Annotated in this window: 22 protein-coding genes; 2 read left to right on the top strand and 20 right to left on the bottom strand. The window is 71.3% G+C overall.

The genetic code is table 11. The features are described from left to right. Positions 1-6: 6 nt before the first annotated feature. Both A6A29_RS42740 and fmt read right to left on the bottom strand, forming a co-directional pair. Positions 7-1,440: an RsmB/NOP family class I SAM-dependent RNA methyltransferase gene (locus A6A29_RS42740; protein ID WP_073729516.1), complete on the bottom strand. Its 1,434-nt coding sequence runs from the start codon at positions 1,438-1,440 to the stop codon at positions 7-9. A gap of 71 nt (positions 1,441-1,511) precedes the next feature. Beyond that, the gene (gene fmt, locus A6A29_RS42735; protein WP_073729514.1) at positions 1,512-2,444 is read right to left on the bottom strand and encodes a methionyl-tRNA formyltransferase; all 933 of its coding nucleotides are present in this window, start codon (positions 2,442-2,444) and stop codon (positions 1,512-1,514) included. 283 nt (positions 2,445-2,727) lie between these two features. Between fmt and A6A29_RS42730 the strand changes: the two genes are divergently transcribed. Continuing rightward, on the top strand, positions 2,728-3,297 hold the full coding sequence (locus A6A29_RS42730; RefSeq protein WP_073729512.1) for a hypothetical protein: 570 nt from the start codon (positions 2,728-2,730) through the stop codon (positions 3,295-3,297). A gap of 110 nt (positions 3,298-3,407) precedes the next feature. On the opposite strand, the gene A6A29_RS42725 is transcribed toward A6A29_RS42730, so the two are convergent. The 14 genes from A6A29_RS42725 to pyrR form a co-directional block, all read right to left on the bottom strand. Beyond that, positions 3,408-5,552 carry a primosomal protein N' gene (locus A6A29_RS42725; protein WP_073729510.1) on the bottom strand — a complete coding sequence of 715 codons (2,145 nt, stop codon included), beginning with the start codon at positions 5,550-5,552 and terminating at the stop codon, positions 3,408-3,410. A 111-nt stretch (positions 5,553-5,663) separates the two neighbouring features. Further along, on the bottom strand, positions 5,664-6,887 hold the full coding sequence (metK, locus tag A6A29_RS42720; RefSeq protein WP_073729508.1) for a methionine adenosyltransferase: 1,224 nt from the start codon (positions 6,885-6,887) through the stop codon (positions 5,664-5,666). 206 nt (positions 6,888-7,093) lie between these two features. Continuing rightward, a complete protein-coding gene (gene coaBC / locus A6A29_RS42715; protein WP_073729506.1) occupies positions 7,094-8,332 on the bottom strand; it encodes a bifunctional phosphopantothenoylcysteine decarboxylase/phosphopantothenate--cysteine ligase CoaBC in 1,239 nt (412 codons plus the stop codon). A 133-nt stretch (positions 8,333-8,465) separates the two neighbouring features. Then, positions 8,466-8,738 (bottom strand): DNA-directed RNA polymerase subunit omega, encoded by a 273-nt coding sequence (gene rpoZ, locus A6A29_RS42710; protein ID WP_015607348.1) that lies wholly within the window; start codon positions 8,736-8,738, stop codon positions 8,466-8,468. Between the two features lie 77 nt (positions 8,739-8,815). Further along, positions 8,816-9,433, bottom strand: a complete 618-nt coding sequence (gene gmk, locus A6A29_RS42705; protein ID WP_073729504.1) for a guanylate kinase — start codon at positions 9,431-9,433, stop codon at positions 8,816-8,818. A gap of 38 nt (positions 9,434-9,471) precedes the next feature. Beyond that, positions 9,472-9,795 (bottom strand): integration host factor, encoded by a 324-nt coding sequence (locus tag A6A29_RS42700; protein WP_014044803.1) that lies wholly within the window; start codon positions 9,793-9,795, stop codon positions 9,472-9,474. 246 nt (positions 9,796-10,041) lie between these two features. Further along, positions 10,042-10,881 carry an orotidine-5'-phosphate decarboxylase gene (pyrF, locus tag A6A29_RS42695; RefSeq protein WP_073729502.1) on the bottom strand — a complete coding sequence of 280 codons (840 nt, stop codon included), beginning with the start codon at positions 10,879-10,881 and terminating at the stop codon, positions 10,042-10,044. After that, on the bottom strand, positions 10,878-11,987 hold the full coding sequence (locus A6A29_RS42690; protein ID WP_073729500.1) for a quinone-dependent dihydroorotate dehydrogenase: 1,110 nt from the start codon (positions 11,985-11,987) through the stop codon (positions 10,878-10,880). The genes pyrF and A6A29_RS42690 overlap by 4 nt, the downstream gene beginning before the upstream one ends. Before the next feature lie 116 nt (positions 11,988-12,103). Then, entirely contained in the window at positions 12,104-15,412 is a 3,309-nt protein-coding gene (carB, locus tag A6A29_RS42685; protein ID WP_073729498.1) for a carbamoyl-phosphate synthase large subunit, read from the bottom strand. Further along, the gene (gene carA / locus A6A29_RS42680) at positions 15,405-16,562 is read right to left on the bottom strand and encodes a glutamine-hydrolyzing carbamoyl-phosphate synthase small subunit (RefSeq protein WP_073729496.1); all 1,158 of its coding nucleotides are present in this window, start codon (positions 16,560-16,562) and stop codon (positions 15,405-15,407) included. Before carA ends, carB begins: the two co-directional genes overlap by 8 nt. After that, positions 16,559-17,137 carry a PH-like domain-containing protein gene (locus A6A29_RS42675; protein ID WP_073729494.1) on the bottom strand — a complete coding sequence of 193 codons (579 nt, stop codon included), beginning with the start codon at positions 17,135-17,137 and terminating at the stop codon, positions 16,559-16,561. The genes carA and A6A29_RS42675 overlap by 4 nt, the downstream gene beginning before the upstream one ends. Continuing rightward, on the bottom strand, positions 17,134-18,420 hold the full coding sequence (locus A6A29_RS42670; RefSeq protein ID WP_073729492.1) for a dihydroorotase: 1,287 nt from the start codon (positions 18,418-18,420) through the stop codon (positions 17,134-17,136). The genes A6A29_RS42675 and A6A29_RS42670 overlap by 4 nt, the downstream gene beginning before the upstream one ends. Then, positions 18,417-19,424 (bottom strand): aspartate carbamoyltransferase catalytic subunit, encoded by a 1,008-nt coding sequence (locus A6A29_RS42665; RefSeq protein WP_073729490.1) that lies wholly within the window; start codon positions 19,422-19,424, stop codon positions 18,417-18,419. The genes A6A29_RS42670 and A6A29_RS42665 overlap by 4 nt, the downstream gene beginning before the upstream one ends. Positions 19,425-19,514: 90 nt before the next feature. Beyond that, on the bottom strand, positions 19,515-20,099 hold the full coding sequence (gene pyrR, locus A6A29_RS42660; protein ID WP_073729488.1) for a bifunctional pyr operon transcriptional regulator/uracil phosphoribosyltransferase PyrR: 585 nt from the start codon (positions 20,097-20,099) through the stop codon (positions 19,515-19,517). Positions 20,100-20,320: 221 nt separating this feature from the next. Between pyrR and bldD the strand changes: the two genes are divergently transcribed. Further along, complete coding sequence (gene bldD / locus A6A29_RS42655; RefSeq protein WP_014044812.1) at positions 20,321-20,821, top strand: transcriptional regulator BldD; 501 nt, start codon at positions 20,321-20,323, stop codon at positions 20,819-20,821. A 229-nt stretch (positions 20,822-21,050) separates the two neighbouring features. Here the strand turns inward: bldD and nusB are convergent, their stop codons facing one another. From nusB to A6A29_RS42635, 4 genes are all read right to left on the bottom strand, one after another. Then, positions 21,051-21,482 carry a transcription antitermination factor NusB gene (nusB, locus tag A6A29_RS42650; RefSeq protein WP_073729486.1) on the bottom strand — a complete coding sequence of 144 codons (432 nt, stop codon included), beginning with the start codon at positions 21,480-21,482 and terminating at the stop codon, positions 21,051-21,053. Positions 21,483-21,484: 2 nt separating this feature from the next. After that, positions 21,485-22,051 carry an elongation factor P gene (gene efp, locus A6A29_RS42645; protein ID WP_073729484.1) on the bottom strand — a complete coding sequence of 189 codons (567 nt, stop codon included), beginning with the start codon at positions 22,049-22,051 and terminating at the stop codon, positions 21,485-21,487. Positions 22,052-22,101: 50 nt separating this feature from the next. After that, positions 22,102-23,208, bottom strand: coding sequence for an aminopeptidase P family protein (locus tag A6A29_RS42640; RefSeq protein WP_073729482.1), 1,107 nt, complete (start codon positions 23,206-23,208; stop codon positions 22,102-22,104). Positions 23,209-23,281: 73 nt separating this feature from the next. Then, on the bottom strand, positions 23,282-24,220 hold the full coding sequence (locus A6A29_RS42635) for a Pro-rich N-terminal domain-containing protein (protein WP_073729480.1): 939 nt from the start codon (positions 24,218-24,220) through the stop codon (positions 23,282-23,284). Positions 24,221-24,319 lie beyond the last annotated feature (99 nt).

The raw sequence follows: 24,319 nt of genomic DNA, 5'->3' as shown, positions 1-24,319 counted from the left end.
CGGAATTCAGCCGGTCCGGCGCAGCAGGGCGAGGTACATCGCGTCCGTGCCGTGCAGATGCGGCCAGAGCTGGACGTCGGGTCCGTCGCCCAGCGCGGGCACTCCCGGCATCAGCGGACGGGCGTCGACCCACTCCGCCCGCACCGGTTCTCCGCCACGGCCCTTGAGTACGTCCTCCACGACGACCCGGGTCTCCGCGAGGTGCGGCGAGCAGGTCGCGTACCCCACGACCCCACCGATCCGGACGGCCTTCAATGCCTCGCGCAGCAGCCCGCGTTGCAGCGGGGCGAAGCTCTCCAGGTCCGCCGCCCGGCGCCGCCAGCGGGCCTCCGGACGGCGGCGCAGCGCGCCGAGGCCCGAGCAGGGGACGTCCATCAGGATCCGGTCGAAGGTGCCGGGCCGCCACGGCGGACGGGTGCCGTCCGCCGTGATCACCTGGTACGGGCCGGGGTTGCCCGCCAGCGCCCGCTCGACCAGCCGGGCGCGGTGCGGCTGCTTCTCGGCCGCGACGAGGGCGGCGCCGCGGCCGGCCGCGAGCGCGGCCATCAGGGCGGCCTTGCCCCCGGGACCCGCGCAGCCGTCCAGCCAGCGGGTGTCGTTGCCTTCCACCGGAGCGTTGGCGAGAGCGGCGGCGACGAGCTGGCTGCCTTCGTCCTGAACGCCCGCGCTGCCGTCCTGGACAGCGGTCAGGGCGCCCGGCTCGCCGCCCTCGGCCATCCGTACCGCGTACGGCGACCAGCGGCCGGGCAGGCCGTTCTCCTCGCCGAGAGCCTCCAGCAGCTCATCGGTGGTGGAGCGGCCGGGGCGGGCGACGAGCGTCACCTCGGGCCGTTCGTTGTCGGCTTCGAGCAGGTCCTCGATCCCGGCCCGGCCGCCGCCCAGGGCGTCCCAGAGCGCGGAGACGACCCACCGCGGGTGCGAGTGGACGATGGAGAGGTGGTCCTCGGCGTCCTTCTCGTAGGACGGGGCGACACGCTCCACCCAGCCGTCGAGGTCGTGCGCCGAGACCTTGCGCAGCACCGCGTTGACGAATTTCGCGCGCCCCTCGCCCAGCACCACCCGGGCCAGCTCCACACTGGCGGAGACGGCGGCGTGGGTCGGGATGCGGGTGCCGAGCAGTTGGTGGACGCCCATGTTGAGCACATCGAGGACCGGCGGGTCGACCTCGCGCAGCGGCCGGTCGATGCAGGCGGCGACGATCGCGTCGTACGTACCCTGACGGCGCAGCGTCCCGTAGACCAGCTCGGTCGCCAGGGCCGCGTCCCGCGCGTCGAAGTCGCCCTTGGCACGGGCCTTCTTCAACAGCGGGGGCAGGACGAGGTTGGCGTAGGCGTCACGTTCGTCGACGGCCCTGAGCGCCTCGAAGGCGAGGAACCGGACGGGGTCCTTCTGGGGACGGCGGTGGGGCTTGGCAGGACGGCGACGCGGCTGGTCGTTCACGTGAAAGGTGCTCCGCTGATGGTGAGGGGGCGAACCTCCCCAGCGTACGTCGCCGTCCCGGGCCCCGGCACCTACGCCCCGAGCAGCTCCCCCGGAGCGATCCGCACCCCGCGCGCCCAGTCGGCGGCCTTCATCGGCTTCTTGCCCTGCGGCTGGACCCAGAGCAGCTCGACGGCGTGCGAACCGGTGCCGACGTACACGTTGTTCTTGGCGGCGGAGAGCTCGCCGGGGGCCAGATCGGCACGGTCCAGGACCGGTGCGGCCTGGATCAGCTTGAGCCGTTCCCCCCGGAAGAGCGTCCACGCGCCGGGCGCCGGGGTGCACCCGCGCACCACCCGGTCCACCCGCAGAGCCGGGTCGGACCACTGCACCTGGGCGTCCTCGACGGTGATCTTCGGGGCGAGGGAGATGCCCTCGGCCGGCTGCGGGACGGCGTGCAGCGTGCCGTCCTCGATGCCGTCCATCGTCGCCGCGAGCAGCCCGGAACCGGCGAAGGCGAGCCGGGTGAGCAGGTCGCCGCTGGTGTCGGTGGGACGGATCTCCTCGGTGAGGACGCCGTACACCGGACCGGAGTCGAGGCCCTCCTCGATCAGGAAGGTCGACGCTCCGGTCACCTCGTCCCCGGCCATCACGGAGTGCTGGACCGGCGCGGCGCCGCGCCAGGCGGGCAGCAGCGAGAAGTGCAGGTTGACCCAGCCGCGGGCGGGCACGTCGAGCGCGACCTTGGGGAGCAGCGCACCGTAGGCGACGACGGGGCAGCAGTCCGGCGCGATCTCCCGCAGCCGGGCCAGGAATTCCTCGTCCCGCGGCCTGGCCGGCTTGAGGACCTCGATCCCGGCCTCCGCCGCCCGCTCGGCGACGGGGCTGGCGACCAGCCGGCGACCGCGCCCCGAGGGTGCGTCGGGGCGGGTCACCACGGCGGCCACCTCGTGCCGGTCGGAGGCGATCAGGGCGTCCAGGGCGGGGACGGCGACCTCGGGGGTGCCGGCGAAGACGAGCTTCATGGGTGGCTGACTGCCTCTCGGGCCAAGACGTACGGTGACGAGCAACGCACCAGTCTAAGGGCACTCCCGGTATCCCCTGCGGGTGCGTGACGGCAGCCCCGAGGGGCTCACGTTCTACTCCTACCGGGGGGCGTACGCGCGCCTGTGCGCCCCGCGCATATGCACATACGCCCCGATAGCGTGACCACATACCCGGCTGACGCGTTGGTCAAAGGAGATTGACCGAAGCGGGCCGCCACGGTGCGGCCCGATCCCTTTCAACGCCGGTTCGAGAGGCTTCTTCATGGCCGACCACGCAACCCACGACGCCCAAGCGCGGGCCAGCCTGCATCTCCTGGTGCGGGACATCGAGCGGGTCCGGCGGCAGGTGGACGCGCTGCGCACCCTCACCGCACAGCTGGGCAATGTCTACCGTCCGCGCCGCTCCGGCCCCTCAGCGGGCTTCGTCGTCTATGGCAGGGCCCCGGCCCCCACCGTCCGCCTCGCCCAGGAACTGCGGGACAGCGTCGAGACCCTGGTCACCGCGGCGGTGGACTTCGACCGTTCCCTCGGATTCTCCTGGGACGCGGTGGGCTCCGCCCTGGGGGTCACCAAGCAGGCGGTGCACCGCCGTTACGGATCCCGTCGCGCCGCCCCGCAGCCCGGCGCCGCCGATTCCACCGCCGTCGCGGCCGATGCCGCGGCGCCCCGCCCCTTGTCCCCCGGCATGCCCGGTGCCCCCGTCATCCCGTCCGGGCCCACCCTGCCCGCGGTGCCCGCGGCCCGCTCGATGCCTCCGCAGCCCTCGGTCGGCGCCCCTTCGGCACGGGAGGAGCTGCGCCCCGGCGCCTTCCCCGGCCCGCGCAACGGCTGACCCCACACTGTCCCCTCTGCCCCACCGTGCCGGTCGCACGGCGGGGCAGTCCCGTCTGCACGCTCCGCCGACCGCGTCCGCACCGATGTCCACCGGTCGGCACCGGGGCCTCAGCCGATGTCCGGCGGGTCGACCCTGATCCGTACCGGGTCTCCGCCACCCCGGGCCATCCGCGCCGCCTGCGCCCCCTTCAGCGCGGCGGCCAGCGCCGCACCGCGTCCCGGCACCACCCGGATCAGCGCCCGCTCCCAGGTCTCGCCGGGCGGGGCGTCCCACGGCCTGCGCGGCCTGCCCGGCTCGGCGGACGGTACCGGTACGGGGCCCAGGACCTCGGCCTCCGGCGGCAGTCCGGCCGTAGCGAGGAAACCGGCCAGGGCTTCCACGGGCCCGGTCACCGAAGCCATCCGGGACACCGGCGGAAAGCCCAGCTCGGCCCGCTCGGCCAGCTCGCGCCGGGCGTACCCCGCCGGATCCCAGCGCACCAGCGCCTGCACCGGCCGCAGCGTCGGCTCGGCCACGATGACCACCGTGCCGCCCTCGTCCTGCCCCCGGACCAGCGACGCCGCGGCCGTCCAGCGGCGCAGCGCGTCCTCCCCCGCCCGCAGATCGGGTCTGCCGAGCATCGCCCAGCCGTCGAGCAGCAGCGCGGCGGCATACCCGCCCTCGGCGACGGGCTCGGCCCCCGGCGTACTGACGACCAGCGCGGGAGCGCCCGGCACCGCGTCCAGGATGTGGTCACGCCCCGATGTCCGTACCGGCACGGCGGGAAAGGCGCGGCCCAGCTCCTCGGCGGTCCGGCGGGCCCCGACGATCTGCGCGCGCAGCCGGGTGGACCCGCAGGCCGTGCAGTGCCAGGCACGCTCGGCGCGTCCGCACCAGGAGCAGTCGAGGTCCTGCTGGTCGGGTGCCTCCAGCGGCCCGGCGCAGTGCCGGCAGCGGGCCGGGGTGCGGCAGCGTTCGCAGGCGAGCCGTGGGGCGTAACCCCGGCGCGGGACCTGGACCAGTACCGGACCGCCGCGCAGCCCGTCCCGTACGGTCTGCCAGGCCAGGCTGGGCAGCCGCGCCGTCTTCGCCGCGCCGTCCCGGGCCAGCTCGCCGTCCCCGACCGTACGGATCAGGGGCGCCGCCCTCCTGAGCTGCTCACGGTCCGCGCCGAGCGGGAGCGCCCAGCCGCTCTCCACGAGCTGGGCGGCCTCCACGGTGCAGCTCGTCCCGCCGAGCAGGAAGCCGCACCGGCCGTGCGCGGCCCGCAGCTCCAGGACCTCGCGGACATGGGGGAAGGGGGCGTTGTCGTCGCTGTGGCTGGAGTCCCCGTCGTCCCAGATGGCGACCAGGCCGAGATCCGCGACGGGGGCGAACATCGCGGCCCGTGTCCCGATGACCGCCCGTACCGAACCCCGGCGCACGGCGAGCCACTGGCGGTAGCGCTTCTCGGGCCCGGAGTCGGCGGTGAGCAGTGCGTGCCGTCCCGCCCCGAGCACCTGGGTCAGCGCGGCGTCCACCCGGCCCGCGACCCGCCCGTCCGGTACGACGACCAGCGCGCCGCGTCCCGAGGAGAGCGTCGCCGCCACCGCCAGAGCGATCTCCTGCGGCCAGTGCGGGCCCGGCAGCGCCGTCCACACGGCCCGCGGCGCACCGCCCTCGGCCAGCGCACGCAGGAACGCGGGCCCCTGCCCGTACCGCTCCCACGTGCCCGGCAGGGGCGCCGGCGGCGGCGGCAGGGGCTCCGGGGAGGGCTTGGACTCGGCCCGCCCGTTGCGCGGCGGCACGGCGAGTTGGAGCACATCGGCGAGGCTGCCCGCATACCGGTCGGCGACCGCCCGTGACAGGGCGAGCAGCTCCGGTCCGAGCACGGGTTCCGGCGACACGACGGAGGCGAGCGCGGCGAGCGCCCCCTGATAGTCCGACTCGGCCACGCGCTCGACGAGGAACCCGTCGATCAGCCCGCCGCCCTCACGCCGCCCGTCCCGCACATTGCGTCCCCCGGCCCCGAACCGCACGCGCACCCGCACGCCCGGCCGCGCGTCGGCGTCGAGCTCCTCCGGGACCGCGTAGTCGAAGTACTGGTCGAGATGGAGCACGCCCTTGTTCACCAGGACACGGGCGACCGGCAGCTCCTTGGCCAGCGCGGCGCCGCGCCAGGTCCGTGGCTTGGCGCGGGGCACCTTCGCCCTGCGGACCGTCTCCCGGATCAGCGCAAGCTGCTCCGGGACCCCGGCCTCGGGTCCTGCGGACTGCTCGTCGTCGCTGCTCACAGCCAAATTCCTACCAGACGGCACTGACAGCGGCGCCGGGCGTCACGACACCGGGGCCCGGACACCACGATCGGTGTCCGGGCCCCGGCAAGCCGTGACTGCGCGACGGTCCTACAGGCCCGCGGCGCGGCGCAGGGCGTCCACGCGGTCGGTGCGCTCCCAGGTGAAGTCGGGGAGTTCGCGGCCGAAGTGGCCGTACGCGGCGGTCTGGGCGTAGATCGGCCGCAGCAGGTCGAGGTCGCGGATGATCGCGGCCGGGCGGAGGTCGAAGACCTCGCCGATGGCGTGCTCGATCTTCTCGCTCTCGATGGCTGCCGTACCGAAGGTCTCGACGAACAGCCCGACCGGTTCGGCCTTGCCGATCGCGTACGCGACCTGGACCTCGCAGCGGGAGGCGAGGCCCGCGGCGACGACGTTCTTCGCGACCCAGCGCATCGCGTACGCCGCCGAACGGTCCACCTTCGAGGGGTCCTTGCCCGAGAAGGCGCCGCCACCGTGGCGGGCCATACCGCCGTAGGTGTCGATGATGATCTTGCGGCCGGTCAGCCCGGCGTCGCCCATCGGGCCGCCGATCTCGAAGCGGCCGGTCGGGTTCACCAGGAGGCGGTAGCCCTCGGTGTCCAGCTTGATGCCGTCCTCGATGAGCTGCGCCAGGACGTGCTCGACGACGAACTCACGGATGTCGGGCGCGAGCAGCGAGTCCAGGTCGATGTCGCTCGCGTGCTGCGAGGAGACGACGACCGTGTCGAGGCGGACGGCCTTGTCACCGTCGTACTCGATGGTGACCTGGGTCTTGCCGTCGGGGCGCAGGTACGGGATGGTCCCGTTCTTGCGGACCTCGGACAGCCGGCGCGAGAGCCGGTGCGCCAGGTGGATCGGGAGCGGCATCAGTTCGGGCGTCTCGTCGCAGGCGTAACCGAACATCAGGCCCTGGTCGCCCGCGCCCTGCTTGTCGAGTTCGTCCTCCCCATCCCTCTGGGAGGCACCCTCGACGCGCTTCTCGTACGCGGTGTCGACGCCCTGGGCGATGTCCGGGGACTGTGCACCGATGGACACCGAGACGCCACAGGATGCGCCGTCGAAGCCCTTCTTCGAGGAGTCGTAGCCGATCTCCAGAACCTTGTTGCGCACGAGGTTGGGAATGTCGGCGTAGGCCTTGGTCGTGACCTCACCCGCGACATGCACCAGACCGGTGGTGATCAAGGTCTCGACGGCGACGCGCGAGGCGGGGTCCTCGCGCAGGAGCGCGTCGAGAATCGTGTCGCTGATCTGGTCAGCGATCTTGTCGGGGTGACCCTCGGTGACAGATTCCGAGGTGAAGAGACGGCGGGACACATCGCTCCCTGGGGTTGCAGCGGCTGCTGGCTGATCATTGGTGGTACGCCCGGGAGCTGCGCCCGGCTACGTACCGTCGTCCAGTTTATCGGTCGCACCCGTCGCTTGGGCCACGCGTCTCGCACTTTGGCACGTCTGTGACGTGCGGCACTGCCTTCGGCGGTACGAGGATTCACCCGTCAGGGCACCGAATGGGCCCGATTTCGCTAGCTTTCGGACCCTCGGAGCGGCGAATGTGAAATCTGGCGGAACCTTGTCGCCACGAGGTCCCAGACCGTGTCGGCAAGCGCTTCCTTGGGTCCGTGCGGCACCGGGGTCTCACCGCCGTCCGCCGCGAGCACCACGGCCTCGTTCTCCTCCGAGCCGAAGGTCTTGCGCTCCCCCACCTCGTTGACGACGAGCAGATCGCAGCCCTTGCGGCGGAGCTTCTGCCGCCCGTTGGCGAGAACGTCGTCGGTCTCGGCGGCGAAACCCACGACGATCTGATCCGGCCGGGCCCGGCCGGTGGCGACCTCGGCGAGGATGTCGGGGTTCCGGACGAGCGCGACGGCGGCGGGCTCCTGACCGTCCTTCTTCTTGATCTTGCCCTGGGCGTACTCGGCGGGCCGGAAATCGGCGACCGCCGCCGCCATCACCACGACGTCCGCGTCCGCCGCGGCCTTCAGTACGGCCTCGCGCAGCTGGACGGCCGTTCCGACCCGCAGCACGTCGGCGCCCGCCGGGTCGGGCAGTCCGGTGTTGGCCTCGATCAGCGTGACCCTGGCCCCGCGGGCGACCGCGGTGCGCGCCAGCGCGTACCCCTGCTTGCCGGAGGAGCGGTTGCCGAGGTAGCGGACGGGGTCGAGGGGTTCGCGCGTGCCGCCCGCGCTGATCACCACATGGCGGCCCGCGAGGTCGGGCTCGGCGGGGCCGCGGGTCAGGACGCGCCGGCAGACCTCGAAGATCTCGCCGGGGTCGGGCAGCCGGCCCTTGCCGGTGTCGACGCCGGTGAGCCGGCCGACCGCGGGCTCGATGACGACGGCACCGCGGCGGCGCAGGGTGGCGACGTTCTCCTGGGTGGCGGGGTGCTCCCACATCTCGGTGTGCATGGCGGGCGCGAAGACCACCGGACAACGGGCGGTGAGCAGCGTGTTGGTGAGGAGGTCGTCGGCGAGGCCGTGGGCGGCCCTGGCGAGCATGTCCGCGGTGGCCGGGGCGACCACGACGAGGTCGGCGCCCTGTCCGATGCGTACGTGCGGCACCTCGTGGACATCGTCCCAGACCTCGGTCGAGACGGGGTGGCCGGAGAGCGCGGACCAGGTGGCGGCCCCCACGAAGTGCAGCGAGGACTCGGTCGGCACGACCCGTACGTCGTGTCCGGACTCGGTCAGCCGGCGCAGCAGCTCGCACGCCTTGTAGGCGGCGATGCCTCCGCTGACCCCCAGGACGACCTTCGGCTTCTGCACTGCGTCTCCCCGCACTCGGCTACGTGTCACCCCATGCTGCCTCACCCGTCGGTGACCGCCCGCACGGGACCCCGGGACACACCTCAGGCCCGGCGGAATGCCCGCCGGGCCTGAGATGAAGGTGCTTTTCCGCCTACTGCGCGGGGCCCTCGATGGGCTCGGAGGTCAGCAGACCCGCGTTGATCTCGCGGAGCGCGATCGAGAGCGGCTTCTCGTGCACGTGGGTGTCGACGAGCGGACCGACGTACTCCAGGAGACCTTCGCCGAGCTGCGAGTAGTACGCGTTGATCTGGCGCGCGCGCTTGGCGGCGTAGATCACAAGGCTGTACTTCGAGTCGGTGGCCTCAAGGAGCTCATCAATCGGCGGGTTGATGATGCCCTCGGGCGTGGTGATGGAAGAGGACACTCTCTGCCTTCCGAAGGGGGTAAAGATCAAAGAAATCTTTGATAGTGCAGCATCCGCCGGATGGTGCTCCGTGAGATTCAGTCGCTGCTGTCACGGTGGGCGGAAGCCTGCAACATCAAGGTTAGCAGCTCACGGGCCACATCCTCGACGGAGGTGTTGACCAGCGTCGTATCGAACTCGGCCTCGGCGGCCAGTTCGATCTTGGCGGCGGCGAGCCTGCGCTCGATGACCTCGGGCGGTTCGGTGCCGCGGCCGGTGAGCCGGCGCACCAGTTCTTCCCAGCTCGGCGGAGCCAGGAAGACCAGGCGCGCGTCGGCCATCGACTGGCGGACCAGCCGGGCCCCCTGGAGATCGATCTCCAGCAGGACCGGCTCACCTGCCTCCAGGCGGTCGAGGACGGCCCGGCGCGGCGTGCCGTACCGGTTGCCCGCGAACTCGGCCCACTCCAGCAGTTCACCGTTGGCGACGAGCTTGTCGAACTCCTCGTCGTCCACGAAGAAGTAGTGGACGCCGTCGCTCTCCCCGGGGCGTGGCCTACGGGTCGTCGCCGACACGGAGAGCCATACCTCGGGGTGAACCTTGCGCATATGAGCGACGACCGTGCTCTTGCCGACACCCGAGGGGCCGGAGAGCACGGTCAGCCGCGGACGTACGTCCGGGGGTACGGGGGACGTCCCCCGGGATGTTGCAGCCATGGAGCGATTATCCAGGTTCTCAGGAGTGCCTGAGAACGTCAGGCGGCGGTGCCGCCGAACTCACGCTCCAGGGATGCGATCTGGTTGGAGCCGAGACCCCGGACTCGGCGGCTCTCGGAGATCCCGAGACGCTCCATGATCTGCTTGGCGCGGACCTTGCCCACGCCCGGCAGGGATTCAAGGAGTGCGGAGACCTTCATCTTGCCGATGACGTCGTTCTCCTGGCCCTGCTTGATGACTTCTTGGAGCGAGGCACCGGAGTGCTTGAGTCGATTCTTGACCTCGGCCCGCTCCCGGCGAGCCGCGGCGGCCTTTTCGAGCGCGGCTGCGCGCTGTTCAGGGGTAAGGGGCGGAAGAGCCACGCCTACGTCACCTCGGATGTCGATCTGTCGGATACGGACCGGTGAGGAACCTAGTCGCCCCACACCTGGTGAGCAACGAAACAACCTGTGCTCGTTGGCTCTCGACGGAGACTAGCGGCCAAGGCCGTCTGAGTCAGCGAGAACGGACGAAAAGTCCTGGTCAGCCTCAACCGACCAGGACATTTCCGGCGAAATGGCAGGGATTTCGGGTCAGGAATTCGTCAACACGCTGCAAACGTGTCAGGGTCAGCTCCCGGCCACGGCCTCGCGGACCTCGTCCGCGAACCGTTCGGCCGCTTCGCGCAGCCCTGACGCGTCCGGACCGTGGCGCAGCACGCCCCGGCTCACGCTGGGCACCACATTGCCCACCGCGTCGCCGAACACCGCCGGCAGATCGGCGGGGGTCGCGCCCTGGGCGCCGATGCCGGGGGCGAGCAGCGGGCCGTTGATGGCCAGATTCACCCCCGCGTCGCCGAGCGTGGCACCGACCACCGCGCCGACAGAGCCGAGCGGCGTGACGCCCTCGTTCTCCGCGGCCATGTGGTCGAGCATCAGCTGGGCGAGCGAACGGCCGTCGGCCGCGGTGGCCCGCTGCACCTGGGCACCCTCCGGGTTGGAGGTGAGGGCGAGCACGAAGACCCCTGTGCCGGAGACCGCTGCCGCGTCCAGCGCCGGACGCAGCGAACCGAAGCCGAGATAGGGCGAGACGGTGACCGCGTCCGAGAACAGCGGCGAGTCCTTGTCCAGGTAGGTCGCCGCGTAGGCGCCCATCGTGGAGCCGATGTCGCCGCGCTTGGCGTCCATCAGGACCAGCGCGCCGGCCGCCCGCGCCTCGGCGACGGCCTTCTCCAGCACGGCGATCCCGCGCGAGCCGAACCGCTCGAAGAACGCGGACTGCGGCTTGAGCACGGCGACCCGGTCGGCCAGGGCCTCCACGACCGTACGGGTGAAGCGTTCCAGGCCCGCGATGTCGTCGCTCAGGCCCCAGGAGGTGAGCAGCGAGGCGTGCGGGTCGATGCCGACGCAGAGCGGCCCGCGGGTGTCCATGGCGTGGCGCAGGCGTGCGCCGAAGGGTTCGGGGGTCACTGCGACACCTTCCGGGTCTCGGCGCCGACGGCATCGGCGAGCGTGGCGTACGGGGAGGCGGCCAGGCGTGCGGCCAGCCCCTTGTGGATGGCGCGGGCGTAGAACGGGCCCTCGTAGATGAAGGCGCTGTAGCCCTGCACGAGCGTGGCGCCGGCCAGGATGCGCTGCCAGGCGTCCTCGGCGTTCTCGATGCCCCCGACGCCCACGAGGGTGATCTCGTCGCCCACACGGGCGTACAGGCGGCTCAGGACCTCCAGGGAGCGCTCCTTGAGGGGTGCCCCGGAGAGCCCGCCCGCCTCCTTGACCAGGGAGGGCGAGGACTTCAGGCCGAGGCCGTCTCGGGCGATCGTGGTGTTGGTGGCGATGATGCCGTCCAGGCCGAGCTCGACCGCGAGGTCGGCGACCGCGTCGACGTCCTCGTCCGCGAGGTCCGGGGCGATCTTGACGAGCAGCGGGACCCGGCGGCCGGTGACCGTGCGGTCGGCGGCCTCGCGCACCGCGGAGAGCAGCGGGCGCAGCGCCTCGGTGGCCTGGAGGTTGCGCAGGCCGGGCGTGTTGGGCGAGGAGACGTTCACCACGAGGTAGTCGGCGTGCGCGGCGAGGCGCTCGGTGGACTTCACGTAGTCGGCGACCGCCTCGGCCTCGGGGACCACCTTGGTCTTGCCGATGTTGACGCCGACCGTGGTCCGGAAGACCGGGTTGCGGGCGGCGAGGCGCTCGGCCACGGTGGCGGAGCCCTCGTTGTTGAAGCCCATGCGGTTGATCAGCGCGCGGTCCGCGACGAGGCGGAAGAGCCGCTTCTTGGGGTTGCCGGGCTGCGGTTCGCCGGTGACCGTACCGATCTCGATGTGGTCGAAGCCGAGCATCGACATGCCGTCGATCGCGACGGCGTTCTTGTCGAAGCCCGCGGCGAGCCCGAAGGGGCCGTGCATCCGCAGTCCGAGGGCCTCGGTGCGCAGCTCCCTGTGGCGCGGGGCGAGCGCGGCGGCGACGAAGGTGCGCAGTACGGGGATGCGGGCGGCGAGGCGGATCCAGCGGAAGGCCAGGTGGTGCGCCTGCTCCGGGTCCATCCGCTTGAAGACCAGCTGGAAGAAGAACTTGTACATCTGGGTGTCCTCGATGTGCTCAGGTGCTCGGCGTGCCGACGGTGCTCGGCGGGGGCTCACGGAGAGCGGGGCTCACAGAGAGGGGGACACCGTTTCCGGTGTCCCCCTGCCGGCTGCTAGTCGCGGGCCGCGGTCAGATGTTCCGCGTGTTCCTGGAGGGAACGTACGCCCACGTCACCGTGGTTGAGCGCGTCGATGCCCTGGACCGCGGCGGCGAGCGCCTGGACCGTGGTCAGGCAGGGCACGGACCGGGCGACGGCCGCGGTGCGGATCTCGTAGCCGTCGAGTCGGCCGCCCGTGCCGTACGGCGTGTTGACGATCAGGTCGATCTCGCCGTCGTGGATGAGCTGGACGATGGTCCTCTCGCCGTTGGGGCCCTCGCCCTCGGACTGCTTGCGCACGACCGTGGCGTGGATGCCGTTGCGCCTGAGGACCTCGGCGGTGCCGGAGGTGGCGAACAGCTCGAAGCCGTGCGCGACCAGCTCGCGGGCCGGGAAGATCATCGAGCGCTTGTCGCGGTTGGCGACGGAGATGAACGCGCGGCCCTCGGTGGGCAGCGGGCCGTACGCGCCGGCCTGCGACTTGGCGTACGCCGTGCCGAAGACCGAGTCGATGCCCATGACCTCGCCGGTGGAGCGCATCTCCGGGCCGAGAACCGTGTCGACGCCCCGGCCGTGGATGTCGCGGAAGCGCGACCACGGCAGGACGGCCTCCTTGACGGAGATCGGCGCGTCCAGCGGCAGGGTGCCGCCGTCGCCGGTCTTCGGGAGCAGCCCCTCCTCGCGCAGCTCGGCCACGGTCGCGCCCAGCGAGATGCGGGCGGCGGCCTTCGCGAGCGGTACCGCGGTCGCCTTCGAGGTGAAGGGGACGGTGCGCGAGGCGCGCGGGTTGGCTTCCAGGACGTACAGGATGTCGCCGGAGAGCGCGAACTGGATGTTGATCAGTCCGCGTACGCCGACGCCCTTGGCGATGCCCTCGGTGGAGGCGCGCAGCCGCTTGATGTCGTACCCGCCGAGCGTGATCGGGGGCAGTGCGCAGGCCGAGTCGCCGGAGTGGATGCCGGCCTCCTCGATGTGCTCCATGACGCCGCCGAGGTACAGCTCGGTGCCGTCGTAGAGCGCGTCGACGTCGATCTCGATCGCGTCGTCGAGGAAGCGGTCGACCAGGACCGGCCGGGTGGGGCTGATCTCGGTGGACTCGGCGATGTACGAGGAGAGCCGGATCTCGTCGTACACGATCTCCATGCCGCGTCCGCCGAGCACATAGCTGGGGCGTACGAGGACGGGGTAGCCGATCTCGTCGGCGATGGCCTTGGCCTCGGCGAACGTGGTGGCGGTGCCGTGCTTGGGCGCGGGCAGTCCGGCCTCGGCGAGGACCCGGCCGAAGGCACCGCGGTCCTCGGCGGCGTGGATCGCCTCCGGGGGCGTACCGACGACGGGCACGCCATTGTCCTTGAGCGCCTGCGACAGGCCCAGCGGGGTCTGGCCGCCGAGCTGGACGATGACACCGGCGATCGGGCCCGCCAGCGACTCGGCGTGCACGATCTCCAGCACGTCCTCCAGCGTCAGCGGCTCGAAGTACAGCCGGTCGGAGGTGTCGTAGTCGGTGGAGACGGTCTCCGGGTTGCAGTTGACCATCACGGTCTCGTAGCCCGCGTCGCTCAGCGCGAAGGAGGCGTGGACGCACGAGTAGTCGAACTCGATGCCCTGGCCGATCCGGTTGGGGCCCGAGCCGAGGATGATCACGGCGGGCTTGGTGCGGCTCGCGACCTCGCTCTCCTCGTCGTAGGAGGAGTAGAAGTACGGCGTGTTCGCGGCGAACTCGGCGGCGCACGTGTCAACGGTCTTGTAGACGGGGCGGATACCGAGGGCGTGCCGGACCTCGCGTACGACCTCCTCGCGCAGGCCGCGGATCTCGGCGATCTGGGCGTCGGAGAAGCCGTGCCGCTTGGCCTCGGCGATCAGGTCGCCGTCCAGGCGCTCGGCGGCGGCCAGCTCGTCGGCGATCTCCTTGATCAGGAAGAGCTGGTCGACGAACCAGGGGTCGATCTTCGTGGCGTCGAAGACCTCTTCCTGGGTGGCGCCGGCCCGGATCGCCTGCATGACGGTGTTGATCCGGCCGTCGGTCGGGCGCACGGCCTCGGCCAGCAGCTCGGCCTTGTCGCCGGGCTCACCGGTGAAGGCGAACTGCGAGCCCTTCTTCTCCAGGGAGCGCAGGGCCTTCTGCAGCGCCTCGGTGAAGTTCCGGCCGATCGCCATGGCCTCGCCCACCGACTTCATGGTGGTGGTGAGGGTGGAGTCGGCGGAGGGGAACTTCTCGAAGGCGAAGCGCGGGGCCTTGACCACGACGTAGTCGAGGGTCGGCTCGAAGGAGGCCGGGGTCTTCTCGGTGATGTCGTTCGGGATCTCGTCGAGCGTGTAGCCGACGGCCAGCTTGGCGGCGATCTTGGCGATCGGGAAGCCGGTGGCCTTGGAGGCGAGCGCCGAGGAGCGGGAGACACGCGGGTTCATCTCGATCACGATGACCCGGCCGTCGGCCGGGTCGATGGCGAACTGGATGTTGCAGCCACCGGTGTCGACGCCGACCTCGCGGATGATCGCGATGCCGATGTCGCGCAGCCGCTGGTACTCGCGGTCGGTGAGCGTCATCGACGGGGCGACGGTGATCGAGTCACCCGTGTGGACGCCCATCGGGTCGAAGTTCTCGATGGAGCAGACGACCACGACGTTGTCGTTCTTGTCGCGCATCAGCTCCAGCTCGTACTCCTTCCAGCCGAGGATGGACTCCTCCAGGAGCACCTCGGTGGTCGGGGAGAGCGTGAGGCCCTGTCCGGCGATGCGGCGCAGCTCCTCCTCGTCGTGGGCGAAGCCGGAGCCGGCGCCGCCCATGGTGAAGGAGGGGCGGACGACGACGGGGTAGCCGCCGAGCGTGTCGACACCCTTGATGATGTCGTCCATGGTGTGGCAGATGACGGAGCGGGCGGACTCGCCGTATCCGATCTTCGCCTTGACGGCCTCCACGACGCCCTTGAAGAGGTCGCGGTCCTCGCCCTTGTTGATGGCCTCGACGTTGGCGCCGATGAGCTCGACGCCGTACTTCTCCAGGACACCGTTCTCGTGCATGGAGATCGCGGTGTTGAGCGCGGTCTGGCCGCCCAGCGTGGGGAGCAGCGCGTCGGGGCGCTCCTTGGCGATGATCTTCTCGACGAACTCGGGGGTGATCGGCTCGACGTACGTGGCGTCGGCGATCTCCGGGTCGGTCATGATCGTCGCCGGGTTGGAGTTCACCAGGATGACGCGCAGGCCCTCGGCCTTGAGGACGCGGCACGCCTGGGTGCCGGAGTAGTCGAATTCGGCGGCCTGGCCGATGACGATCGGGCCGGAGCCGATGACCAGGACGGACTGGATATCGGAGCGCTTAGGCACGCTGGCCCTCCATCAGGGAAACGAAACGGTCGAAGAGGTACGCGGCGTCGTGCGGGCCCGCGGCGGCTTCGGGGTGGTACTGGACGCTGAAGGCCGGCCGGTCCAGGAGCTGGAGCCCCTCGACGACCTGGTCGTTCAGGCAGACGTGGGAGACCTCGGCGCGGCCGAACTCGGTGTCGGACACCTTGTCGAGCGGGGCGTCGACGGCGAAGCCGTGGTTGTGCGCGGTGACCTCGACCTTGCCGGTCGTGCGGTCCTGCACGGGCTGGTTGATGCCGCGGTGGCCGTACTTCAGCTTGTAGGTGCCGAAGCCGAGGGCGCGGCCCAGGATCTGGTTGCCGAAGCAGATGCCGAAGAGCGGGGTCCGCCGCTCCAGGACGCCGCGCATGACGGCGACGGGGTGCTCGGCGGTGGACGGGTCGCCGGGGCCGTTGGAGAAGAAGACGCCGTCGGGCTTCACCGCGTACACCTCCTCCAGGGTGGCGGTGGCGGGCAGGACGTGCACCTCGATGCCGCGCTCGGCCATGCGGTGCGGGGTCATGCCCTTGATGCCGAGGTCGATCGCGGCGACGGTGAACTTCTTGGTGCCGATCGCGGGGACGACGTACGCCTCCTTGGTCGCGACCTCGGCGGAGAGGTCGGCGCCGCTCATCTCGGGGGCCTGGCGCACCTTGGCGAGGAGCATGCCCTCGTCGGCGATGGCGTTCCCGGAGAAGATGCCGACGCGCATGGCGCCGCGCTCGCGCAGGTGGCGGGTGAGCGCGCGGGTGTCGATGCCGCTGATGCCGACGACGCCCTGGCGCTCCAGCTCCTCGTCGAGCGAGCGCCGCGAGCGCCAGTTGGAGGGCACCCGGGCAGGGTCGCGTACGACGTATCCGGAGACCCAGATCCGCTGCGACTCGGGGTCCTCGTCGTTCACACCGGTGTTGCCGACGTGCGGGGCGGTCATCACGACGACCTGGCGGTGGTACGAGGGGTCGGTCAGCGTCTCCTGGTAGCCGGTCATGCCGGTGGAGAACACCGCCTCGCCGAAGGTCTCCCCGACGGCGCCGTAGGCGCGGCCGCGGAAGGAGCGGCCGTCCTCCAGGACGAGTACGGCGGGGGACGCCGCTGCCCTCTTCGAGGCGTTCCCCGGGTGGGAGATCGTCATCGTGCGGTGCCTTCCGTAGTGCTGGTGAGGTGGTTGACGGCGTCCGCCCAGGCCTGGTGTCCGGCCGCGTGGTCGGAGCGGAATCCCGAGTCGATCAGCTGGTCGCCGTGCGCCCAGGTGATGATCAGCAGGCCGCCCTCGGGGAGGACCTTGCCCGCGAGCGCCTTGTCGAGGCGGGCCTCGCGCAGGGCGGCGGCCGGGACGAAGAATCCGGCCGCGCCGGGGCGTACGACGTCCAGGCCCCTCGCGGTGAGCGTGAGCTCGACCCTGCTGCGGGTGCCCAGGCCGTGCGCGACGATCCGGTCGAGCCACTGCCCGGCGGTCGTCGAGGCGTGGTAGCGGCCGGTGAGGGTCAGCAGCGGCTCGTCGTCCGCGAAGCCGTCCGGGGTGGTCGCGAGTTCCGGCAGGCCGGACTGGAGGGTGGCGCGCCACTTCCAGCCCTGGCGCATCAGCCAGTAGACGAAGGCGACCAGGACGAGCAGTCCGAGGACCCAGCTGACGCGGGCGGACCAGTCGGTCACTTCGGCCGACTTCTGTTCGGCGGCCAGCTGGTACAGGGGGGTGAGTGTTGTCACGCGAGCTTCCCGTCGACGACCGTGGCACGGCCCCGCAGGAAGGTGTGGGTGACACGGCCCGGCAGCTCGCGACCCTCGTACGGAGTGTTGCGGCTGCGGGACGCGAAGCCTGCGGGGTCCACGACCCCACGGTATGCCGGATCGACCAGGGTGAGGTTGGCGGGCTCACCCGCCGAGACGGGGCGGCCGTGTCCTTCGAGGCGGCCGATGGCCGCGGGGCGCGTGGACATCCGGTCGGCGACGCCCGCCCAGTCGATGAGGCCGGTGTCCACCATCGTCTGCTGGACGACGGAGAGCGCGGTCTCCAGGCCCACCATGCCCATGGCGGCCGCGGCCCACTCGCAGTCCTTGTCCTCGTGCGGGTGCGGGGCGTGGTCGGTGGCGACGCAGTCGATGGTGCCGTCGGCGAGTGCCTCGCGCAGGGCCATGACGTCGGCCTCGGTGCGCAGCGGCGGGTTCACCTTGTAGACGGGGTTGTAGGAACGGACCAGCTCGTCGGTGAGGAGCAGGTGGTGCGGAGTGACCTCGGCGGTGACGTTCCAGCCCTTGGACTTGGCCCAGCGCACGATCTCCACGGAGCCGGCGGTCGAGAGGTGGCAGATGTGCACCCGGGAGCCGACATGGGCGGCGAGGAGGACATCGCGGGCGATGATCGACTCCTCGGCGACGGCGGGCCAGCCGCCGAGACCCAGCTCGGCCGAGACGATGCCCTCGTTCATCTGGGCGCCCTCGGTGAGGCGGGGCTCCTGGGCGTGCTGGGCGACGACTCCGTCGAACGCCTTCACGTACTCCAGGGCGCGGCGCATGATCACGGCGTCGTCGACGCACTTGCCGTCGTCGGAGAAGACCTTCACTCCGGCGGCGGAGTCGTGCATCGCGCCGAGCTCGGCGAGCTGCTTGCCCTCCAGGCCGACGGTGACGGCCCCGATGGGCTGCACGTCGCAGTAGCCGGACTCCTTGCCGAGCCGCCAGACCTGCTCGACGACGCCTGCGGTGTCGGCGACCGGGAAGGTGTTGGCCATGGCGTGCACGGCGGTGAAGCCGCCGACCGCGGCGGCCTTGGTGCCGGTCAGGACGGTCTCGGAGTCCTCGCGGCCGGGCTCGCGCAGATGGGTGTGCAGGTCGACCAGGCCGGGCAGCAGGATCCGGCCCGCCGCCTCGACGACCGTGGCGTCCCCGGCCTCGATGCCGGTGCCGACGCGTTCGATGGTCTCGCCGTCGATCAGGACGTCCTGCGGCTCGCCGCCGAGGATCTTCGCGCCGCGGATAAGGATCTTGCTCATGGTTTCGTGTTCTCCTCGGTACGGGCGGAACTGGCGGCGGGGGCGGCGGACGGCGTTGCCGTCCCGGAACCGCCGAGCAGCAGGTACAGGACGGCCATGCGGATCGAGACCCCGTTGGCGACCTGCTCGACGACCGTGCAGCGGTCGGAGTCGGCGACCTCGGCGGTGATCTCCATGCCGCGGACCATGGGGCCGGGGTGCATGACGATGGCGTGGCCGGGCATCTTCGCCATGCGCTCGCCGTCCAGGCCGTAGCGGCGGGAGTACTCGCGCTCGGTCGGGAAGTACGCGGCGTTCATCCGCTCACGCTGCACACGCAGCATCATCACCGCGTCGGAGTCCGGCAGCACCTTGTCCAGGCTGTAGCTGACGTCGCAGGGCCATGCCTCCACGCCGACCGGCACCAGGGTCGGCGGGGCCACCAGAGTGACGTGCGCGCCGAGGGTGGTGAGCAGGTGGACGTTGGAGCGGGCGACCCGGCTGTGCAGGATGTCGCCGACGACGGTGATCCGGCGGCCTTCGAGGTCGCCGCCCAGGCCGCTGTCGGCGCCGACCAGCCGGCGGCGCATGGTGAAGGCGTCCAGGAGCGCCTGGGTGGGGTGCTCGTGGGTGCCGTCACCGGCGTTGACGACGGCGCCGTCGATCCAGCCGGAGGTGGCGAGCCGGTACGGCGCGCCGGAGGCGCCGTGCCGGATGACGACGGCGTCCGCGCCCATCGCCTCCAGGGTCAGGGCGGTGTCCTTGAGCGACTCGCCCTTGGAGACGGACGAGCCCTTCGCGGAGAAGTTGATGACGTCGGCGGAGAGGCGCTTGGCGGCGGCCTCGAAGGAGATGCGGGTACGCGTCGAGTCCTCGAAGAAGAGGTTGACGACGGTACGGCCGCGCAGGGTCGGAAGCTTCTTGATCGGCCGGTCCGCGACCCGGGCCATCTCCTCGGCGGTGTCGAGGATCAGGACGGCGTCGTCGCGGGTGAGATCGGCGGCCGAGATGAGGTGGCGCATCATCTGGGGGTTCTCCGGTTGCTGGAGGTGTTTCAGGCATGCGGGCGTGCGGAAGCGGCCGTACGGCCCGACGGGGGTCGTACGGGAGGGTGGCTACTGCCCGTCCGCAGGGGCGGTCTGCTGGACACCGAGCAGCACGGCGTCGCGGCCGTCCTCCTCGGCGAGCTGGACCTTGACCGTTTCCCGCAGCGACGTCGGGAGGTTCTTGCCGACGTAGTCGGCACGGATGGGGAGTTCGCGGTGACCGCGGTCGACGAGGACCGCGAGCTGCACGGCGCGGGGGCGGCCGATGTCGCCGAGCGCGTCGAGTGCGGCGCGGATCGTGCGGCCGGAGAAGAGCACGTCGTCGACCAGGACGACCAGGCTGCCCTCGATGCCCTCACCGGGGATCTCGGTACGCGCCAGGGCGCGCGCCGGGCGCATCCTCAGGTCGTCGCGGTACATCGTGATGTCGAGCGATCCCACCGGCATGTTCCGGCCGGTGATCTCTTCGAGTTTGTCGGCGAGCCGACGGGCGAGGAACACGCCTCGCGTCGGGATGCCGAGCAGCACCACGTCGTCGGCGCCCTTGGCGCGTTCGACGATCTCGTGGGCGATTCGGGTCAGCACACGGGCGATGTCGGGCGCCTCAAGAACGGGGCGTGCCGCGTTGCCGGTGTGGTCATGCTGTGCGTCCATAAGAAACGGACCTCCTTCTCCGCCTCACTGGACGGATCTTAAAGGACGTCGAAATTGCGTCATCCACGTTACCAGGGCTTGCACAGGGCTCCGGCAGCACCCCCGGGAGGTACTGGTCCGAACTTTTCGGCTTGACGCATCCAAGTAACGCTGCGTAACCTCACAGTGAGTTACCAGCCACGCGGCGGAGCCGCAGAATGTTCCAGCGTCCGGGGAGCCTTATGTCCAGCGAATACGCAAAACAGCTCGGGGCCAAGCTCCGCGCCATCCGCACCCAGCAGGGCCTCTCGCTCCACGGCGTGGAGGAGAAGTCGCAGGGCCGGTGGAAGGCCGTCGTGGTCGGTTCGTACGAGCGCGGCGACCGTGCCGTCACCGTGCAGCGCCTCGCCGAGCTGGCGGATTTCTACGGGGTCCCGGTGCAGGAGCTGCTGCCCGGTACGACTCCGGGCGGGGCCGCCGAGCCGCCGCCGAAGCTCGTCCTCGACCTTGAGCGCCTCGCCCACGTCCCGCCGGAGAAGGCCGGACCGCTGCAGCGCTACGCCGCGACGATCCAGAGCCAGCGCGGTGACTACAACGGCAAGGTGCTCTCGATCCGCCAGGACGACCTGCGCACGCTGGCCGTGATCTACGACCAGTCGCCGTCCGTGCTCACGGAGCAGCTGATCAGCTGGGGTGTGCTGGACGCCGACGCGCGTCGCGCGGTCGCCCACGAAGAGGGCTGAGCCCCTCGGGCGAGCGGGCCTCCCAGGAGGGCCCAGCAGAGCAGAGAAGTACCGCCGGGCGGGCGGGGCCCCACAGGGTGCCCCGCCCGCCCGGCGTTCTCGTTGCCCGGCTCCCGGCGGAGCAAGAGCCGGCCGCACGGGAACCGCCCGCGGATGCGTTGCCGGGACATGACGAAGGGCCCACGGTCGCACGACCGTGGGCCCTTCGTCGGCAGAACGCCGCCGGAGACTACTGCTCCCGGCGGAGATTCGGCTTGAGGTCCTTGAAACGGGCCAGCAGGCCGTTCACGAAGGACGGTGAGTCATCGGTGGAGAACTCCTTGGCGAGTTGGACCGCCTCGTCGATCACCACGGCGTCCGGGGTCTCGTCCATCCAGATCAGCTCATACGCACCGAGCCGCAGGATGCTCCGGTCGACGACCGGCATACGGTCGATCTCCCAGTCCACGGCGTAGGTGACGATGAGGTCGTCGATCCGGTCCGCGTACTGCGCGTACCCCTCGACGAGCTCCATCGTGAATTCGCCGACCGGCGGCTGACGGTCGTCGGTCCGCGAGTGCCGAACCCAGTCCGCGAGGACCGTCTGCACGGACTCACCGCGCTGGTCGGCCTCGAAGAGGATCTGGAAGGCGCGCTTGCGGGCCTTGTTCCGAGCAGCCACGGTTAGCTGTTCACCCGGCCGAGGTAGTCGCCCGTGCGGGTGTCGACCTTGATCTTCTCGCCGGTGGTGATGAAGAGCGGCACGCCGATCTCGTAACCGGTCTCCAGGGTGGCGGGCTTGCTGCCACCGGTGGAGCGGTCACCCTGGACGCCCGGGTCGGTGTGCTGGATGGTCAGCTCGACCGCGGCGGGCAGCTCGACGTAGAGCACCTCGCCCTCGTGCTGGGCGACGGAGGCGGTGAAGCCCTCGATCAGGAAGTTGGCGGCGTCGCCGACAGACTTGCGGTCGACCATCAGCTGGTCGTACGTGTTCATGTCCATGAAGACGAAGTACTCGCCGTCCATGTACGAGAACTGCATGTCACGGCGGTCAATGGTGGCCGTTTCGACCTTCACACCGGCGTTGAACGTCTTGTCGACGACCTTGCCGGAGAGCACGTTCTTGAGCTTGGTGCGCACGAAGGCGGGGCCCTTGCCGGGCTTGACGTGCTGGAACTCGACGACGGACCAGAGCTGGCCTCCGTCGAGCTTGAGCACCAGGCCGTTCTTGAGGTCGTTCGTGGAAGCCACGGTTGCGGAATCTCCTGGACTGAAGCTGGTGGAACGGCCAAGGATGCGCGCTAGAGCGCGAGCAGCTCCTTGGTCGTCATGGTGAGTAGCTCGGGTCCGCCGTCCGCCTCGGGGCGCACGACGAGCGTGTCATCGATCCGGACACCGCCCCGGCCCGGGAGGTGAACCCCCGGTTCGACGGTGACCGGCACACAAGCGTCCAGTTTACCCATGGCCGTCGGTGCCAATTGCGGGTCCTCGTCGATTTCGAGGCCCACCCCGTGACCGGTCCATGGTACGAGACCCTCTCCATGGCCCGCTCGGTCCAGTACCTGACGGGCCGCGCGGTCGACGTCACGGTAGGCGGCGCCGGGGGTCAAGGCCTCACGTCCGGCCCGCTGAGCGGCGAAAACGAGGTCGTAGAGCTCGATCTGCCAGTCCGCCGGAGCGGTGCCGATGACGAAGGTGCGGCCGATCTCGCACCGGTAGCCGCGATAGTTCGCCCCCAGGCAGACGGAGAGGAAATCGCCTTCCTCGACCCGTCGGTCCGAGGGGCGGTGCCGCCCCTGCCCCGAATTGGGGCCGGTGGCGACGGATGTCTCGAAAGCGGGACCGTCCGCACCGTGGTCGACCAGACGGCGCTCCAGCTCCAGGGCGAGGTGACGCTCGGTGCGGCCCACGAGGATCGATTCGAGGAGTTCACCGAGGGCCTGGTCGGTGATCTCGGCGGCGATCCGCAGACAGGCGATCTCCTCCTCGTCCTTGACGATCCGCAGCTGCTCCACGGTGCAGCCCAGATCGCCGAGGACGAGCCGGGGGGCGACCGAGCCGATGGCCCGATGGCGGGCGACCGTCAGATCGTGCTCCTCGACGGCGAGGGACTCCGCGCCCGCGGACGTCGCCAGATCGGCGGCGGCGACGACCGGGTCGCCGTCCGGGGCGGGCAGCACGGACAGCCGCAGCGCTTCGTCGGGCCGCCCGTGGGCGGGATCGCCCGTCGGGACCCGGGGGCAGAGCAGCACGTCCTCGTCGGCGCCGAGCAGCAGCACGGCGCCGGGAGGCGCTCCGCCGGCGAGGTAGCGGACATTGGCGGGGCGGGAGACCAGGGCGGCCGCGGATCCGACGGCGGCGCACCGGTCGCGGAGCAGCCCGCGTCGGACGGCGTACACCTCTGACATGCCCCGAGCGTACGAGCGGGGGCGGAGCTTCGCCCGGTCAGCGCATCCGACCGGGGGGCGCGTCACCGGTGCCCTACCATGCGGGCGGGCTGGCTATCGACCGGGCGAGCACGTCGTCCAGGACCCGGGCGGTGGTCTCGACGTCGTACGTGGAGTTGTCGATGATCGGCAGGCCGGAGCCGTACCAGCCGGCCATCCGGCCGTGGATCCGGGCGACCTCCTCGTCGGAGAGGCGACGGTTGCCGCTGCGGGCCGCGTTGCGCTCCAGGACGACCTCCAGGCCGGGCAGCAGGACGACGGGCAGCAGTCCGGGGCCGACATGGCGCTTCCAGCCGCCGAGACCGACGACGGGCCGGTCCGGGAAGACGGCGTCGTCAAGGATGCAGGAGATGCCGTTGGCCAGGAAGTTACGGGCGGCGAAGCCACAGGTGCGGCGCGCGAGGCGGTACTGCGCCTCGGAGTGGTCGTTCCACCCGGCCTGCGGGTCGGCGAAGCCGGAGCAGACCCATTCGCGTACGTCGTCGAGGGAGACATGCGCGGTGGGGACTCTGCGGCGGGCCGCCCAGAGCTTGGCGACCGTGGTCTTTCCGGCGCCCGCCGGGCCGATCAGCAGGACGGCGAGGGTCGCCGCGCCGGTGCCGGCCTCGGCGGGGTACGCGGGCAGCGGTACGGGGCCGCCCGGGGGCAGCTGCACGTGTCCGGACGTCTCCCGCGAGCCGGGCGCGGGAGCGTGCTGCGGAGCAGGTGCTTGCTGAGGCGCGGGAACATGCTGAGGTACGGGGGCGTGCTGCGGCGCTGGAACGTGCTGCGGCACCGGTCCCGGAGCGCTCTGCCCTTGGCCCCCCGGGCCCCGCCCATGCCCCAGGGGCGGAGGCGGCGGGGGTATCGGTGGCCGCCCCGGAGGTCCGGGGTGGCCGGGGTGGCCGGGGTGCTGAGCCTGGTGCGTCCAGCCGGCAGGTCCGTTTCCGGGTCCTTGGGGCGGCGGCAGCGGGGCCCCCACTGCGTGCTGCATCCGGTGCCACTCCGTCTCGTACAGGCAACTGGCGCTGATCGGACGGCCACCGTACCTTCCCGGGCCGTCACAGGGTGAACGGCCCGGGAACGCCCGAAG

This window comes from Streptomyces sp. TSRI0281 (assembly GCF_001905125.1).
Lineage (GTDB): Bacteria > Actinomycetota > Actinomycetes > Streptomycetales > Streptomycetaceae > Streptomyces.
This window is presented reverse-complemented; position numbering and strand designations above follow the sequence as displayed.